The 15,424-nt window shown below is 67.5% G+C and carries 13 protein-coding genes; 2 read left to right on the forward strand and 11 right to left on the reverse strand.

The features are described from left to right. Positions 1-110: 110 nt before the first annotated feature. Positions 111-1,409, reverse strand: coding sequence for a mannitol dehydrogenase family protein (locus OD997_RS09505; protein ID WP_434331353.1), 1,299 nt, complete (start codon positions 1,407-1,409; stop codon positions 111-113). After that, entirely contained in the window at positions 1,406-2,803 is a 1,398-nt protein-coding gene (gene uxaC, locus OD997_RS09510) for a glucuronate isomerase (RefSeq protein WP_434331354.1), read from the reverse strand. Before uxaC ends, OD997_RS09505 begins: the two co-directional genes overlap by 4 nt. Before the next feature lie 141 nt (positions 2,804-2,944). On the opposite strand from uxaC, the gene OD997_RS09515 reads away from it, so the two are divergent. Beyond that, a complete protein-coding gene (locus OD997_RS09515; protein ID WP_434331355.1) occupies positions 2,945-3,979 on the forward strand; it encodes a LacI family DNA-binding transcriptional regulator in 1,035 nt (344 codons plus the stop codon). Positions 3,980-4,006: 27 nt separating this feature from the next. Here the strand turns inward: OD997_RS09515 and OD997_RS09520 are convergent, their stop codons facing one another. Continuing rightward, positions 4,007-4,414, reverse strand: a complete 408-nt coding sequence (locus tag OD997_RS09520) for a tautomerase family protein (protein ID WP_434331356.1) — start codon at positions 4,412-4,414, stop codon at positions 4,007-4,009. Between the two features lie 176 nt (positions 4,415-4,590). On the opposite strand from OD997_RS09520, the gene OD997_RS09525 reads away from it, so the two are divergent. Then, complete coding sequence (locus OD997_RS09525) at positions 4,591-6,039, forward strand: sugar porter family MFS transporter (protein ID WP_235560790.1); 1,449 nt, start codon at positions 4,591-4,593, stop codon at positions 6,037-6,039. A gap of 139 nt (positions 6,040-6,178) precedes the next feature. Here the strand turns inward: OD997_RS09525 and OD997_RS09530 are convergent, their stop codons facing one another. From OD997_RS09530 to iolC, 8 genes are all read right to left on the reverse strand, one after another. Next, entirely contained in the window at positions 6,179-7,045 is an 867-nt protein-coding gene (locus OD997_RS09530) for a sugar phosphate isomerase/epimerase family protein (protein ID WP_434331357.1), read from the reverse strand. 16 nt (positions 7,046-7,061) lie between these two features. Further along, positions 7,062-8,075 (reverse strand): Gfo/Idh/MocA family oxidoreductase, encoded by a 1,014-nt coding sequence (locus tag OD997_RS09535; RefSeq protein WP_434331358.1) that lies wholly within the window; start codon positions 8,073-8,075, stop codon positions 7,062-7,064. A 27-nt stretch (positions 8,076-8,102) separates the two neighbouring features. Beyond that, positions 8,103-9,053, reverse strand: a complete 951-nt coding sequence (locus OD997_RS09540) for a sugar phosphate isomerase/epimerase family protein (RefSeq protein WP_056514729.1) — start codon at positions 9,051-9,053, stop codon at positions 8,103-8,105. A gap of 18 nt (positions 9,054-9,071) precedes the next feature. Next, positions 9,072-10,985, reverse strand: coding sequence for a 3D-(3,5/4)-trihydroxycyclohexane-1,2-dione acylhydrolase (decyclizing) (gene iolD / locus OD997_RS09545; RefSeq protein ID WP_434331359.1), 1,914 nt, complete (start codon positions 10,983-10,985; stop codon positions 9,072-9,074). Further along, on the reverse strand, positions 10,985-11,917 hold the full coding sequence (iolB, locus tag OD997_RS09550) for a 5-deoxy-glucuronate isomerase (protein ID WP_434331360.1): 933 nt from the start codon (positions 11,915-11,917) through the stop codon (positions 10,985-10,987). The genes iolD and iolB overlap by 1 nt, the downstream gene beginning before the upstream one ends. A 62-nt stretch (positions 11,918-11,979) precedes the next feature. Beyond that, positions 11,980-13,500, reverse strand: coding sequence for a CoA-acylating methylmalonate-semialdehyde dehydrogenase (locus OD997_RS09555; RefSeq protein ID WP_434331361.1), 1,521 nt, complete (start codon positions 13,498-13,500; stop codon positions 11,980-11,982). Between the two features lie 23 nt (positions 13,501-13,523). Next, entirely contained in the window at positions 13,524-14,435 is a 912-nt protein-coding gene (locus OD997_RS09560; protein WP_400341527.1) for a Cgl0159 family (beta/alpha)8-fold protein, read from the reverse strand. Next, positions 14,432-15,388, reverse strand: a complete 957-nt coding sequence (gene iolC, locus OD997_RS09565) for a 5-dehydro-2-deoxygluconokinase (RefSeq protein ID WP_215169501.1) — start codon at positions 15,386-15,388, stop codon at positions 14,432-14,434. The genes OD997_RS09560 and iolC overlap by 4 nt, the downstream gene beginning before the upstream one ends. Positions 15,389-15,424 lie beyond the last annotated feature (36 nt).

Consider the following 15,424-nt stretch of genomic DNA (forward strand, 5'->3'; position numbering starts at 1 on the left):
AACGACTTGATGCGCAACCGCTTGTCAGTGAGGGTGAAGCGGACGAGGACGGCGGCGTCTGGTGTCAGTAAAGCAGGGTTTTGGACGAATGACAACCGATTGCCAACTTGTTACCGAAGCGTGAGATCGTCAACCGATCGTCGGCTAGCGAGCACCGCTTCGACGAACCCCGCGTCAGCGCCGAGCACGGGGCTGACGTCGGCTATCGTGCTTTCGACGGACGAGCGGTCAGTTCCCCGTCCGTCGATCGCCAGCCATGCGGCGACGACCTTCGCACACGCGTCGGCGGAGTGTCCCGCGCTGCGTTCACGCTCGGCCACCGGCACGATACGCACTCGCATCTTGGTATCGGCGTCGAGACCGATCTGCGCGAGGAGGTGCCGGATACGAGGGTTTCGGAAGCGGTCAAGAAGCGCCAGTCTGTACTCCCGCAGTCCGAGTTCCGGGGGAAGATGTCGGCAGGCTTCATCCCAGTACGCCTCGACAGCACGAAGACAGTCCGCGTCTGCGATGGCGTCGGAGACGGTGTGATTTCCGTGAAGCCGACCGAGCGAGGCGAGAAGGGTGTGAGCACCGTTCAGCAGCCAGAGTTTTCGCGCCTCCCACGGTTCGAGCTCGTCGGTGAAGCGCACTCCCGCGGCCTCCCACTGCGGTCGGCCCGCGGGGAACTCCCCGGCGATAACCCAGTCGGAGAACGGCTCGGTGACGACCGGTGCGCGATCTCCGTAGCGCTCCGCGAGCTCAGCCACCTCATCGTCCGAGAGTCGAGGCGTGATCCGATCCACGGAACTCGACACGAACGACACGTGGGCATCGATCCAGTCGACGAGACCTGGCACCCCGGCTGCCACGGCGCGGACCGCCTGTCGGAGCACTTCCCCGTTTTCAGGCAGGTTGTCGCAGGAGACCAGCGCGATCGCCCCGGAGTCCGCGCGGCGGCGCGCCTCGAGACCGAGCACCAGACGACCGATCGCGGTGACAGGGCGCACGCTGGCGAGGGCCTCGCCGACCGAGTCTGCGAGCAGGGTTCGATCGAGAGACGCCTGCTCATCGGCGTAGGCGGCCTCGGTGATCGTCAGGCTGACGATGGCCGTCTCGGGAGCGGCGATGTCGTTCACGAACGACGGGATGTCGGTTCCCGGATGCGCCCGGACGATGCTGCCGATCCGTTCGGCTTCGTCGCCTGCCGGCGAGCGCACGATCAGTGTGTAGAGGCCGTCCTGGGCGGTGAGGTCGTCTGCGAGTCCCGCGCTTCGTCCGGTGTACGCCGCGATCCCCCATTCAGCCGCGTCCGACGCGCGGGCCGTGTACCAGGCCAGATGCGAACGGTGGAAAGCGCCGAGCCCCATGTGGACGATCCGCACGGGCGGGGCCGGCGACTCGCGCACTCCGAGTGTCGTGCCGCTCACAGCTTGAACACCCGCTTCGGCTGCGGACCGACGATGTCGTCGATGATCGTGGCCGCCGATTCTTCGCTCACCCGGCCCTCGACCACGAGGCGGGCGAGGAAGGCGGCATCCGCTCGACGCGCGGTGTCGTGCCGGGCGGGGATCGAGAGGAACGCGCGGGTGTCGTCGATGAAGCCCGACCCCCGTGAGAATCCTGCGGTCTCGGTCACGGCCGACCGGAATCGGGCCATGGCGTCGGGCGCGTCGAGGAACCACCACGGAGCCCCGATGTAGACGCTCGGGTAGAAGCCCGCGAGCGGCGCGACCTCCCGCGAATAGACGGTCTCGTCGACGGCGAACAGCACGAGATGCAGATCGCGCTCGAGCCCGAACCGCTCGAGCAGCGGCCGCAGACCGCCGACGAAGTCGGTGCGCCGGGGAATGTCGTGGCCCGTGTCGGGCCCGAACCTGCCGAACGTCTCCGCATTGTGATTGCGGACCACGCCCGCATGGATCGTCATGACCAGACCGTCGTCGACGCTCATCCGGGCCATCTGCAGCAGCATGCAGGCGCGGAAGGCATGACGATCGGCCGCATCCGCATCGCCGGCCATCACACGGGCGAACAGCGCCTGCCCCTCGACGGCGTCGAGATCGAGAGTGTCGGGCACCTCGACGCCGTGGTCGGCCGAGACGGCTCCGTGCTCGATGAAGTACCGCCTCCGCGCCTGCAGAGCGGCGAGATATCCGGCGAATGTGCTCGGCTGCCCAGTGGTCTCGAGCAGGCGCTGCACGTTGGCGGCGAAGCCCGCAGCATCCGGGTCGAGGTAACGATCAGGCCGGAAGGTGGGAACGACTCTGCCGACCGCGCCCTCGGCGGCGAGCGCTGCGTGCCCCGCGAGATCATCGAGCGGATCGTCGGTCGTCGCGAGCACCTCGATGCCGAAGCTCTCGAAGAGCGCACGCGGTCGCATACTCGGATCGACGAGCTTCGCGGCGATGTGATCATAGGCATCGTCTGCAGTCGCGGCCGTGAGCGGCGTCCGCAGACCGAGCACGTTCTCGAGGGACTCGCTCAGCCAGTACCCCGACGCGGTGCCTGCGAAGAGCGGCCAGCGCTCGGCGAACAGCCGCCACACCTCGCGCGGGTCCGCCGGCGACCCGCCGACGCCGAGCGCATCGAGTCCGATGCCCGAGGCATGCAACAGCCTGGTGACGTAATGGTCGTGCGTGATCAGCAAAGATGCCGGGTCGGTGAAAGGACGATCGTCGACGAGCCACTCCACCGGCACGTGGCCGTGCGGGGAGACGATGGGCGCAGCTGAGACGCTCTCGTACAGGGATCGTGCGACGGAACGCGTCGCCGGGTCGGCAGGAAGCAGGCGGTCGCGGTCGCGGCGTTGCGGCTGGAGCATTCCCCTATCAGATCGGTTTCCATCGGTTTTGTCAATCGGTTGCCACTGCCATCCGACCCGCTGTACGTCTGCACGAAGCGACTCCTGCCCTACGATCGAGGAACCGGATGCCGGTCGCCACGATGGAGGGGAAGACACTCGATGTCGCCAGACGAGACACACGCATCCGACGGGGCGCCGGATGACGACGAGCGCTCGGCCCGCAGACCGACCATCTACGACATCGCGCAGCGGGTGGGCCTCAATCCGTCGACCGTGTCGCGCGCGCTGAACAAGCCTGGTCGCACGAACGCGGCGACCGAGGAGAAGATCCGCGCGGCGGCCGCAGAACTCGGCTACCGCGCCAACCCGATGGCGAGAGCTCTTCCCACCGGCCGGTCGGGCACCTTCGCGATCGTGCTCCCTGACATCACGAACCCGGTGCACTTCGAACTGATCCGGGGCGCTGAGCAGGTCGCCCGTGCCGGCGGCTTCACCCTCGTCGTGTCGGAGACCGAAGCCGCAGCCGACATCGAACGGGAGACCATCGAGGCCCTGCAGTCGTCCGTCGACGGTCTGCTCGTCGTCGCGTCGCGCCTCGATGATGCAGCCCTCGCCGACCTGGCTCGGGTGAAGCCGATCGTGGCGGCGAATCACTCGGCACCGTCCCTGCCGAGCGTGATCCCCGACCTGGCGATGGGACTGGCCGCAGCCGTCGACCACCTCCGAGATCTCGGGCATCGGTCGGTCGCGTACCTCGGCCTGGGCGGCCTGCAGATCAACCGCTCCCGGTGGGAGCTCACGCTCGACCTGGCGATGTCGCGTGACATCTCCCTGGTGGAGATCGCCGTGGACTCCCCGACCGTAGAGGCAGGTGCGGATGCGCTCCGGCGCGTGCGCGCCAGCGGTGTGACCGCCGTCCTGGCCTACAACGACCTGGTCGCTCATGGACTGCTCAGAGCGGCTCGAGGCGCCGGCCTCACGCTGCCCGAGGCGTTCAGCGTGATCGGGTTCGACGACATCTTCAGCGCCGAGCTCGCCGTGCCGGCGCTGACGACCCTCCACTCGCCGCTGCGCGAGATCGGCACGCGGGCCATGGAGACACTCATCGACCCCGAGCGGAATCGCGTCCCGTCGAAGGTCGTCCTGCCGCTCGATCTCGTCGTGCGCGAGTCGACCGGGCGACCCGTCGAGTGAGGCCCCACTACACCGGATGTCCTGCGGTCAGGCCGTGGGAGCAGCAGAAGGCACGGCGAGTTCCCCGGTGAGGTACTGCGCGCGGCCGAAACCGAACGACCAGTCCTGAGGGCCGTTCTCGACGTACCCGATGAAGACGTCCTCGCCCGCGACACCCACCGCAGCGAGTCGGGCTGCGATCTCGGCGTACAGGTTCTGCTTCATCTGGTCGCTGCGCCCGCGCTGGGTGAAGATCTGGATGATCACGGGATCGGTCCGATCGAAGCCGAGGCCGGCGTCCTCCGCGATGATCGTGGTCGCCGATCGCGAGGTGACCACCTGGAATCGGTCACGGACCGGAATGCCGTACACCTCGACGATCGCGTCGTGGATCGCTTCCGAGATCTCCTGGGAGTTCGAACGGGCGTCGCTGTGGTCGATACGTACGAGTGGCATGATTCCTCCTGAGGATTTGTCCTGACATTCTCACATTTCCCGGATCGGTTCGTCAAACTCTTGCGCCCGATCTTTCGTCCATGCAAGAATGTCTTTACATGGAACCTCGTGTTGTGTTCCTCACTCTCACTCGCCGCAGCCCACCGCGCGGCGATTTCACGCAAAGGAGCGTCTTCGTGTCGAATTCCCGCATCACCAGACCGTCGTCGGTTGTGACCGGCGGCACCGCAGGGCGGGGGTTCCTCGCTCGCCTCACGGTGATCTCCACCCTCGGCGGTCTGCTCTTCGGTTACGACACCGGAGTCATCTCCGGTGCGCTGCTGTACATGCGCGATGACCTCGCGATGTCCACGGGAGAGGAAGCCTGGGTCGTCAGCGCACTCCTCTTCCCCGGCGCCGCCTTCGGTGCGCTGCTGGGTGGGCGCATCGCCGATGCGCTCGGGCGCAAGCGCAGCCTTCTCGTCTGCGCCGTGATCTTCCTCATCGGAGCCATCGCCTGCGCGATCGCCCCGAACGTCACGATCATGGTCATCGCGCGCATCTTCCTCGGGTTCGGAGTCGGCGCCGCCGCCGTGGCATGCCCCCTCTACCTCGCAGAGATGGCGCCGGCCGACAAACGCGGCCGCATGGTCACGATCAACGAGCTGATGATCGTCACGGGTCAGCTGCTCGCCTTCGCGATCAACGCGCTGCTCGCCGTGCTGATCAGTGACACGCACGTCTGGCGCATCATGCTGGCGGTCGCATCCGTGCCCGCGATCATCCTGCTCGTCGGCATGCTGCTCCTGCCCGAATCGCCTCGCTGGTTCGGCGCCCGAGGCCGACTCGATGAGGCACGACTCGTGCTCAGCAAGAGCCGCACTCCCGACGAGGTCGAGACAGAGCTCGCCGAGATCGCGCAGAACGCGAGCGTCGAGGGCGATCAGCGTCGCCACGCCTGGCGTGCGCTGCGCGACAACCGCTGGATGCGACGACTCCTGTACGTCGGCTTCGGTCTCGCGACGGTGCAACAGGCCACCGGCATCAACACGGTCAACTACTACGCGCCCAGCATCCTGACCCAGACGGGTCTCGGCGACCAGGCCGCCCTCATCGCGACGATCGGCGTCGGGCTCACCAGCGTCATCATGACCATCGTGGGGATCTGGTTGATCGGATTCATCGGACGACGCAGGATGCTGGCCATCGGATTCAGCGGCGTGGTCGGCTCGCAGATCGTGCTCTCCCTGGTCTTCCTGCTGCCCGAGTCGGATGGGGTCAGCTACCTGATTCTCGCGGCGATGATGCTCTTCGTCGCCTTCGTCCAGGGCTTCATCGGCACCGTCGTCTGGCTGCTGCTGAGCGAGATCTTCCCGCTCGCGATCCGAGGTCTCGCCATGGGTCTCGCCGTGTTCGTGCTGTGGACGGTCAACGCGTTCATCTCCTTCGTCTTCCCGCAGATCGTCGAGGGCATCGGGTCCACCTGGACCTTCGCGCTGTTCGCGGCGATCAACGCCGTATCGCTGTGGTTCGTGCTGACGCAGGTCCCCGAGACCAAGGGCCGCTCGCTCGAGACGCTCGAGACCGACTTCCGCACCCAGGCGATCCGCACCATCCCTCGTCGGGAGCGCCTCGCGGGTCGTTGATGCATCGCCTCTGAGAGGGGGTGGGGAGCCTGACCGGCTCCCCACCCCCTCTCTTCCGTGCGCCCTGGCCATGGAAAAGCCCCCTCCTCGAGATCGAGGAGGGGGCTTTTCTGCGCGATGCGCGGCTCGTGCGCGGGACTCAGCCGATCAGCTCGCGCAGCCTCTGCAGCTGGAAGCGCGAGACCTCGTCCGCCCGCTCATCCTCGGCGAAGACGTTCGAGACCAGCAGCGCATCCGGGTGATCGAGATAGCCGGTCGTCCGCAGCGTGTCGAACAGCTCGATCCAGTTCACGTCGCCGTCACCGATCTGCAGGTGCTGGTGCACGCGGGCCGCGTTGCCGGGCGGGTTCGAGATGTAGCGCAGGCCATGAGAGCGATGGTGGTCGAACGTGTCGGCCGCGTAGACCGCGCCCAGTCGCTCACCGATCTCGGGAATCAGGGTCGCCGCACGGTCGCCGTAGTGGAACGTGTGCGAGGCGACGTACACGAATCCTACGGCCGACGAGTTCAGCCCGCGGATGACCCGCCAGGCCTCGAGCCCGTCCTCGACGAAGTCGTCGGGATGCGGGTCGATGTTCAGCCGCACCCCCTCACGCTCGAGCAGGGGCAGTAGCTCTTCCATCGAGCGGTAGAACGCGTCCTCACTCTCCTCCTGGAGCTCCGGTCGACCCGAGAACTCGGTGTTCAGCACCGGGGCGTCCAGAGCGACGGCCAGCTCGATGATGCGCCGCATGTTGCGCACCGCCGCTGCGCGCTCCGTCTCGACGGGAGAGGAGATGCGCTGCACCGGGAGCAGCGCGGGGATCGTCACACCGGCGTCCGCCGCGCGCTTCTTGAGCGCGGCGGCGAGCGCGTCGTCGGCCTTCGGATGCCGGAAGAACGGAGCGAAATCGGCGTGCGGCGTGAGGTGCAGATACTCGTACCCGAGACGCGCGGCGACGTCCGGGAAGTCGAGGAGCGCGTGATCGTGGTGGTACGGCGTGGGGTCGAGTGCGATGCGGACCATGTCGGTTCCTCTCGGCTCAGGCGTAGAACGCAGGACGCTCAGCAGCCTCGACGGGAACAATACCGCCGTCGAGCGCCTTGACCCCCGCCTCGCACGCGAGCGCGACCAGGTATCCGTCCCAGGCATTAGGACCGTCGACGAGGCGGCCGTCCTTGACGGCGTTCACCCACCGCTGGATCTGGCGGTCGTACGCCTCCGCGAAGCGCGTCGTGAAGCTCGTGTGGTCCTTGATCGAGAACTGCCCATCGCGCCACTGCTGCAGGCCCGACGGCTGCCCGATGCGGGCGATGCCCTTCTCGAACACCGCCTCGGTGCCGACCTGGTAGCCGAACTGCACGCTCACGTTCATCTCGACGTCGACGAGCACACCGTTCTCGAGCTCCATGATCACGAGGATGGGCTCGCGCAGGTGCTCGGGAGTGAGGGTGTTGCGCCGCGGGAACTTGATCTCGACCGACTTCACAGCGGATCCGGCCAACCACGGGATGACGTCGAACTCATGCACGACCGAGTCGGTGATGAGCATCGTCTGCGTGTAGCTGTCGGGCACGGAGGGGTTGCGGTGCACGCCTCGCACCATGACCAGATCGCCGGCGTCGCCCGAGGCGATCAGTTCGCGCAGGGCCGCGTACTCGGGGTCGAAGCGGCGCATGAAGCCGATCTGGATGTGCGGCTTGTCGAGCTTCTGCTCGCGCTGGATGATGTCCCACGACGTGGCGGAGTCGGGCGTGAGCGGCTTCTCGCACAGGATCGGAAGACCGGCCTCGAGTGCCGGCACCAGAACCGGCTCGTGGAACTGACCCGGGGTCGCGATCAGCACGGCGTCGAGTGCCCCTGCGGCGATCGCGTCTTCGACACGGCTGAAGGTCGCGGCTCCCGGAGCCTTCTCCGCGGCCGCCGCGGCGCGCCCGGGATCGGGCTCGACGATCGCCGAGACGACGGCGCCCGAGATGCGATGGGTGATGCGCGCGATGTGATCGGCGCCCATGAGTCCGGCGCCGACGACGCCGATACGGAGGTCAGAGGTCATGAGTTCAGTGCTCCAGAAGAGAAGGGATCAGTGGATGCGGGCGAGATGGGTGCATCCGAAGATGTGCTCGCGTGTGCGCTGGGCGATGGGGAAGGGGTAGTCGACGTCGCAGCCGTACATGTCCTGCTCGACGATCGCGAAGATCTCGGAATCGATCGCGGCGACCGCGTCGATGATCGGCCCGAGATCGGGCACGCCGTGCGGCGGCTCGATCATGATGCCCTGCGTGACGGCATCGGCGAAGGGAACGTCGTTCTTCAGCACGTCGAAGAGCAGCGAGGTGTCGACCTGCTTGAGATGCAGGTAGCCGATGCGCTCGGGGCGCTCCTGGATGAGCTTGACGTTGTCGCCGCCGTAGTAGGCGAAGTGGCCGGTGTCGAGGCACAGGTTGGTGTACCGCTCGTCGGTCTCGTCGAGGAAGCGCACGACCTCACGGGTGGTGCCCACGTGGCTGTCCGCGTGCGAGTGGAACTGCTGCTTGACACCGAATTCCTCGAGCAGAGCCTTGCCCAGGCGGTCATGCCCTGCGGCGAGCTTCTTCCACTGCTCGTCGGTGAGGGTCCGCGCCTCGAGCACCTCGCTGGTCGCATCGCTGCGCCACAGGTCGGGGATGACGACGAGATGCTCGGCGCCCAGCTTCGATGCGAGGCCTGCGACGGCGAGCGCCTGGTCCCAGGCGCGCTGCCACTGGTCGTCGCCCTTGTGGAATCCGGTGAAGACAGTGCCCGCAGACAGCTTGAGCCCCCGCGAGCCGAGTTCGTCCTCGAGCTGATGCGGGTCGGTCGGCAGGTACCCATACGGGCCCAGCTCGATCCACGAGTACCCGGCGGCGACGACCTCGTCGAGGAAGCGCTGCCAGGGCACCTGCTTCGGGTCGTCCGGGAACCAGACGCCCCAGGAATCGGGGGCGGTGCCGATGCGCAGACCCGGGTTGGCGCCTGCTGCCGCGGCGGCGGGAGTGGTGGTGGTGTCAGTCATGTCAGTTCTCCGTTGAAGTCAGCCGAGGAGCGGACGCTGGTGCGCCTGCTGTGCGAGGTACTCGGTGCGCGCCTGCTGCGTGCTGGCGAGCGTGGAGACCTCGGGAACGGGCACGTCCCACCATCCGTCGCCGTCGGGCGCATAGATGAGTGGGTCGCTGTTGATGTGGATGAAGGTCGAGGTCGCCGACGCCTTCGCCTCGGCGACAGCCACCGACAGCGCGTCGATGGCCCCGGCTCCCGGCTCGATCTCGATCACGTCGAGTCCGTAGCTGCGGGCGTTCGCGGCGAGATCGATCGGCAAGGTCTGCTCACCCTGGAAGTTGCGCGCCTGAGGGTCGTACTCGCGATACCACGTGCCGAAACGGTCGGAGCCGACCGTCTCGGAGAGGTGCCCGATCGACGCGTAGCCGTGGTTCTGGATGAGGACGAAGATCACCTTGATGCCCTCGGCGACGGCCGTCACGAGTTCGGTGTTGAGCATCAGGTACGAACCGTCGCCCACCATGACGATGACGTCTCGTTCGTCGCCGTCGGCGACCAGCCCGCGCTTCGCACCGATTCCGCCCGCGATCTCGTACCCCATGCACGAGAACGCGTACTCGACGTGATACCCGAGAGGGTCGCGCACCCGCCACAGCTTGTGCAGGTCTCCGGGCAGCGAGCCTGCGGCCTGCACGATGACGTCTTCCGGTGCGGAAGCCGACTGCACGGCGCCGATGATCTCGGACTGCCCGGGCAACGCGAGTCCTGATGGCGCGAAGGCCGCATCGACGCTCGCATCCCACGCTGCCTTCTCGCGGGCGATGCGCTCGGTGTACTCGGAGGTGATCTCCCAGCCCTCGAGCTCGATGGCGAGTTCACTCAACGCCTCGCGTGCATCCGCGACGACCGGCAGCTGCGAGCCATGCTTGTAGGCGTCGAACGATGCGATGTTGATGTTGACGAACACCACATCGGGGTTCTGGAACGCCGTGCGGGAGGCGGTCGTGAAATCGCTGTAGCGCGTGCCGATGCCGATCACGACGTCGGCCTCCGCCGCGATGCGGTTCGCCGCCAGCGTGCCGGTCGCCCCGACGCCGCCGAGGTACTGCGGGTGATCCCAGACGAGCGAGCCGCCACCCGCCTGCGAGGTGCCGACCGGGATGCCGGTCGCCTCGACGAGTGTGCGCAGGTGATCTTCGGCACCGGAGTAGAGCACGCCTCCCCCGGCGACGATGAACGGACGCTTCGCCGAGCGGATGGCGGCGACTGCACGAGCGAGCGCCGCGCGCTCGGGCAGAGGCCGACGAAGGTGCCATTCGCGATCCTGCAGGAACTCCAGCGGCACGTCGATGCGCTCGGCCTGCACGTCCTCCGGCAGCGCGATCGTGACCGCTCCGGTCTGCACCGGGTCGGTGAGAGCGCGCATCGCGCCGAGCGCGATCGAGTACAGCTGCTCAGGGCGCTGAACCCGGTCGAAGAACACCGACAGCGGCCGAAAGGCATCGGTCACCTGGATGCCGGGGTCGTGCGGGTGCTCGAGCTGCTGAAGAACGGGATCGGCCACGCGGGTGGCGAAGGTGTCGCTCGGCAGCAGCAGCGCGGGAAGCCGGTTCGAGGTCGCCAGGGCGGCCGCGGTCAGCATGTTCGCCGCACCCGGTCCGACCGAGGCCGCGGAGGCGAGAGTGCCTCTGCGCCGGTGCATCCGGGCGTAGCCGACGGACTGGTGGACCATCGCCTGCTCGTTGCGCGCCTGGTAGTAGGGCATCAGGTCGGGCTGCTCGACGTTGAACTGCTTGAGCGCCTGGCCGATGCCAGCGACGTTGCCGTGTCCGAAGATGCCGAACATGCCCGCGACCGTGCGCTCGCGGATGTCGCCGTCGACGGTCCACTGGTGTCCGAGGAACTCGACCAGCGCCTGGCTGACGGTCATCGTCTTCGTGTTCGCCATCAGGGCTGGCCTTCCTTGTCGTTCTCGTTCTCGTTCTCGTACGGCAGCCGGGAGTCGAGCTCCTGACCGTCCCAGGTGTCGCGAACCCACGCGTGAGCGGGATCGTCGCTGATCAGCCACGTGCGTTCCGGGTCGGGACCCGCCATGACGTTGAGGTAGTAGAGGTCGTACCCCGGGGCGGCGACGGCCGGGCCGTGATAGCCATAGGGCACGAGTGCGATGTCACCGGTGCCGACCATCGCATTGATGTCGATCTCACCTGCGGGCGAGGAGTAGGTGCTGAACATCCCGAAGGCGCCGGCGGCCGCGTCCGGGTTGCCGCCCGAGCGCGACGGGGCGCTCTCGAAGTAATAGATCTCCTCGAGGCGCGACTCGTGCCCCGGCTTGTGCTCGTCGTGCTTGTGCGGAGGGTATGACGACCAGTTCTCGGCCGGGGTGATGACCTCGCAGACGATCAGCCGAGCGGCGTCCAGCGCCTGCGGAGTGCCGAAGTTGTGCACCTGGCGACTTGAGCGCCCCGCCCCGCGGAGCTCCACGGGCGTCTCCTCGGCGGTGATGTACTGCCAGTCGCGACGCTCGGCGGTCGGCGCTTCGGTGACCGCGACGCGGCCTTCGCCGCTGATGGTCGCCGTCGTGCCGATCGACAGATAGAGCACGTCGGTCGGCCCGTCGAACACCGACGCACGACCGTGCAGTCGTGTGTGCCACTCACCCGGGTGATGGTGATGCGCGATGCGGAACGATCCGGCCAGCGGCACGATGATCCGCTCGACGTCGAGGGCCGTGAGCTCGAGCTCGTCGCCATCCGTCAGCTCGGCGATGCGGATGCCGGTGTGCTGCCAGCCGGTGAGCGAGGCGTCGACCACGCTCTGCCATCCGTCGCGCGCGAGCGCGCCCCGACGGTGGAACCAACGTTCTTCTGCAGTGCTCATCTTCGTGCTCTCAGAGACAGGGATGCCGCCCCGCTCCCCCGCGGGGCGGCATCCGGATCGTGTCAGTTGTTCTGCGGGAATCCGAGGTTGATTCCGCCGTGCGTGGCCGGGTCGAGCCAGCGGCTGGTGATCGCCTTCTCCCGCGTGAAGAAGTCGAACCCGTGCACACCGTACGCCTTCGCGTCGCCGAAGAGCGAGGCCTTCCAGCCGCCGAAGGAGTGGTACGCGACCGGCACGGGGATCGGCACGTTGATGCCGATCATCCCGACCTCCACCTCGCTCTGGAAGCGCCGGGCGGCGCCTCCGTCGTTGGTGAAGATGGCGGTGCCGTTGCCGAACTCGCCCGAGTTGATCAGATCGAGACCCTCCTGGAAGGTCTGCACCCTCACGACCGAGAGCACCGGGCCGAAGATCTCCTCGGTGTAGGCGCGCGACGTGATCGGGATGTCGTCGATCAGGGTGGGCCCGAAGAAGAAGCCGTCTTCGTGGCCGTCGATCTTCAGGCCACGGCCGTCGACGACGATCTTCGCGCCGTCGGCTTCTGCGATGTCGACGTACGAGGCGACCTTGTCGCGGTGCACATCGGTGATCAGGGGGCCCATGTCGGGCTCGACGCCGTCGACACCCGCGCCGTTGCCGATGCGCAGGTTCGCGATGCGCTCCGAGACCTTGGCGATCAGTTCGTCGGCGACGGGCTCGACGGCCAGCACGACCGAGATCGCCATACACCGCTCGCCGGCAGCGCCGTATCCGGCGTTGACGGCCTGATCGGCGACCAGGTCGAGGTCGGCGTCCGGCAGCACCAGCATGTGGTTCTTCGCGCCGCCGAGGGCCTGCACCCGCTTGCCGTTCTTCGACGCCGTCTCGTAGATGTACTGCGCGATCGGGGTCGAGCCCACGAACGAGATCGACTGCACGACCGGGCTGTGGAGCAGACCGTCGACGGCGAGCTTGTCGCCCTGCAGCACCGTGAACACACCGTCGGGAAGACCGGCTTCCTTCCAGAGCTGAGCGAGCCAGAGGGCAGCCGAAGGGTCCTTCTCGCTGGGCTTGAGCACGACCGCGTTGCCTGCGGCGATCGCGACCGGGAAGAACCACATCGGCACCATGGCGGGGAAGTTGAACGGGCTGATGATGCCGACCACGCCGAGGGGCTGCTTGAGCGAGTAGACATCGACTCCGGTCGAGGCGTTCTCGCTGAAGGCCCCCTTGATGAGGTGCGGGAATCCTGTGGCGAGTTCGACGACCTCCTGGCCGCGGAGGATCTCGCCCATGGCGTCGGAGACGACCTTGCCGTGCTCGGCCGTGATGATCTCGGCGAGCTCGCGCTTGCGGGCGTTCAGCAGCTCGCGAAACGCGAAGATGACGGTCTGCCGCTTCGCGATCGAATAGGTCTTCCAGACCTGGTACCCGCGCTGCGCGGACTCGATGGCCGCATCGATCTCGGCCTGGTCGGCCAGCGCGACGTGCGCCTGCACCGCTCCGGTGGCGGGGTTGTAGACGGGCGCGGTGCGTCCGCTGCTCGATGGACTGTCGGCGCCGTCGATCCAGTGGGAGATGACGCGAGGTTCAGTGGTGCTCATGGGTGATCCTTCGTGGAGGCAGTTCAGCGGATGGAGGCGGCGGCGCCGCGGACGAGCCCGGCTGCGGCATCGACCGCTGAGGCGACGTCACCATCAGGGGGATAGAGGAGAGTGCGGCCGACGGTGAGCCCGCGCACGCCGGGAAGGGTGAGAGCGTCCTCCCACGCGGCGAACGTCTGATCGGGATCGGCGCCGGAGTCGCCGCCGAGAAGCAGCGTCGGCATGGTGGTCGCCGCCATCACGCGCTCCATGTCCTCGACCACCGGGAGCTTCATCCACGTGTACGCAGACGACGCGCCGAGGCCGGCCGCGATGGCGATCGAGGCGATGACGGCATCCGTCGAGAGATCGTTGACGATGTGGCCGTCTTTCCAGCGGCTGAGGAACGGCTCGAGCATGATCGGCAGCCGAGCTCTCGCGGCGGCGGTGACAGCGTCGGCCGTCGCCTGCAGCGTGGGTGCGGTTCCTGCATCGTCGAGATTGATCCGGATCAGGGTCTTCGCGAAATCCGCGCCGATCGCTGCGAGCTCGTCGACGGTGTAGGCGCCGTAACGGTCGTCCATCTCGAAGGTCGCGCCCCGCAGACCGCCTCGGTTCATGGACCCGACGACGATCTTGTCGTCGAGCAGCCCGAGGGCGGCCAGGTCGTCGATGATGTCCGGGGTGCCGAGCACGCCGTCGACGCCCGGGCGCTTCAACGCCGTCGCGAGCCGATCGAGCAGGTCATACCGATCGGCCATCGCCATGGGGTCGGAGCCCACGGCAAGAGCGCCGCGGGCGGGGTGGTCGGCGGCGACGATGAACAGCTTCCCGTCGACCCCGAGCAGGTCGCGGCGGCGGCGGTCGCGCAGTCGCGTCGCGATCTCGTGCGGCGCCGATGCGCGCAGGTCACGGAGACGGGAGAAGTCGTCTGCCGAGAGGGTGATGCCGGTCATCCTCGGGCTCCTTCGAGTAGTTGCTGCACCTCGGACACGGTGGGCATGGCGGTCGAGCATTCCAGTCGCGAGGCGACGATCGCGCCGGCGACGTTGGCGAATCGGAGGATCTCCTCGAGACCCCAGCCCGAGAGGAGCCCGTGACACAGGGCGCCGCCGAACGCGTCGCCGGCGCCGAGGCCGTTGACGACGTCGACGAAGTGGGGCGGCACCTCGACCGTCTCGTCGGCCGTCTTGGCGAGCACGCCCTTCGGTCCCTGCTTGACGATGGCCAGGCGCACACCGCGCTCCAGCAGAGCATCCGCGGCTCGGAGGGGCTCGGTCTCGCCGACGGCGACTTCGCACTCCTCGCGATTGCCGACGGCCACGGTCACGTGCTCGAGAGCGCGACCCACCTGAGCGGTCGCCTCACTCGGGTCGGCCCAGAACATGGGCCGGTAGTCGAGATCGAGGACTGTGTGATCTGCGCGACCGCGCATCGCCCAGGCATCGAAGTGCGTCTGGCGGCTGGGCTCCTGCGAAAGACCGGTCACCGTCGCCCAGAGGACGCCGGCTGCACGGATGGCGCCCGCATCGAGCTGGTCGGACGTGATGTTGAGGTCCGGTGCCTTCGGCTCGCGGTAGAAGTACAGCGGGAAATCATCGGGAGGGAAGATCTCGCAGAAGGTGATGGGCGTCTTCAGATCCGGATCGACGGCGACGGCGGAGTCGTCCACGCCGAGCCTCGTGAGCTCCCGATGCAGGTAGCGGCCGAAGGGGTCGTCGCCCGTCCGGGAGACGAGCTGCACGGCCCGACCGTAACGTGCGGCAGCCACGGCGACGTTCGCCGCGCTTCCGCCGAGGTACTTGCCGAACGTCGATACGTCCTCGAGACCGACGCCACTTTCGAGGGGGTAGATGTCGACGCCGAGGCGCCCGAGGGCGACGACGTCGAAGGTCTTTTCTCCGGTCATACTCCTGTGTACAACTTTCCTGATCGCAATGGACGG

This window comes from Microbacterium sp. CGR1, assembly GCF_051062835.1.
GTDB lineage: Bacteria > Actinomycetota > Actinomycetes > Actinomycetales > Microbacteriaceae > Microbacterium.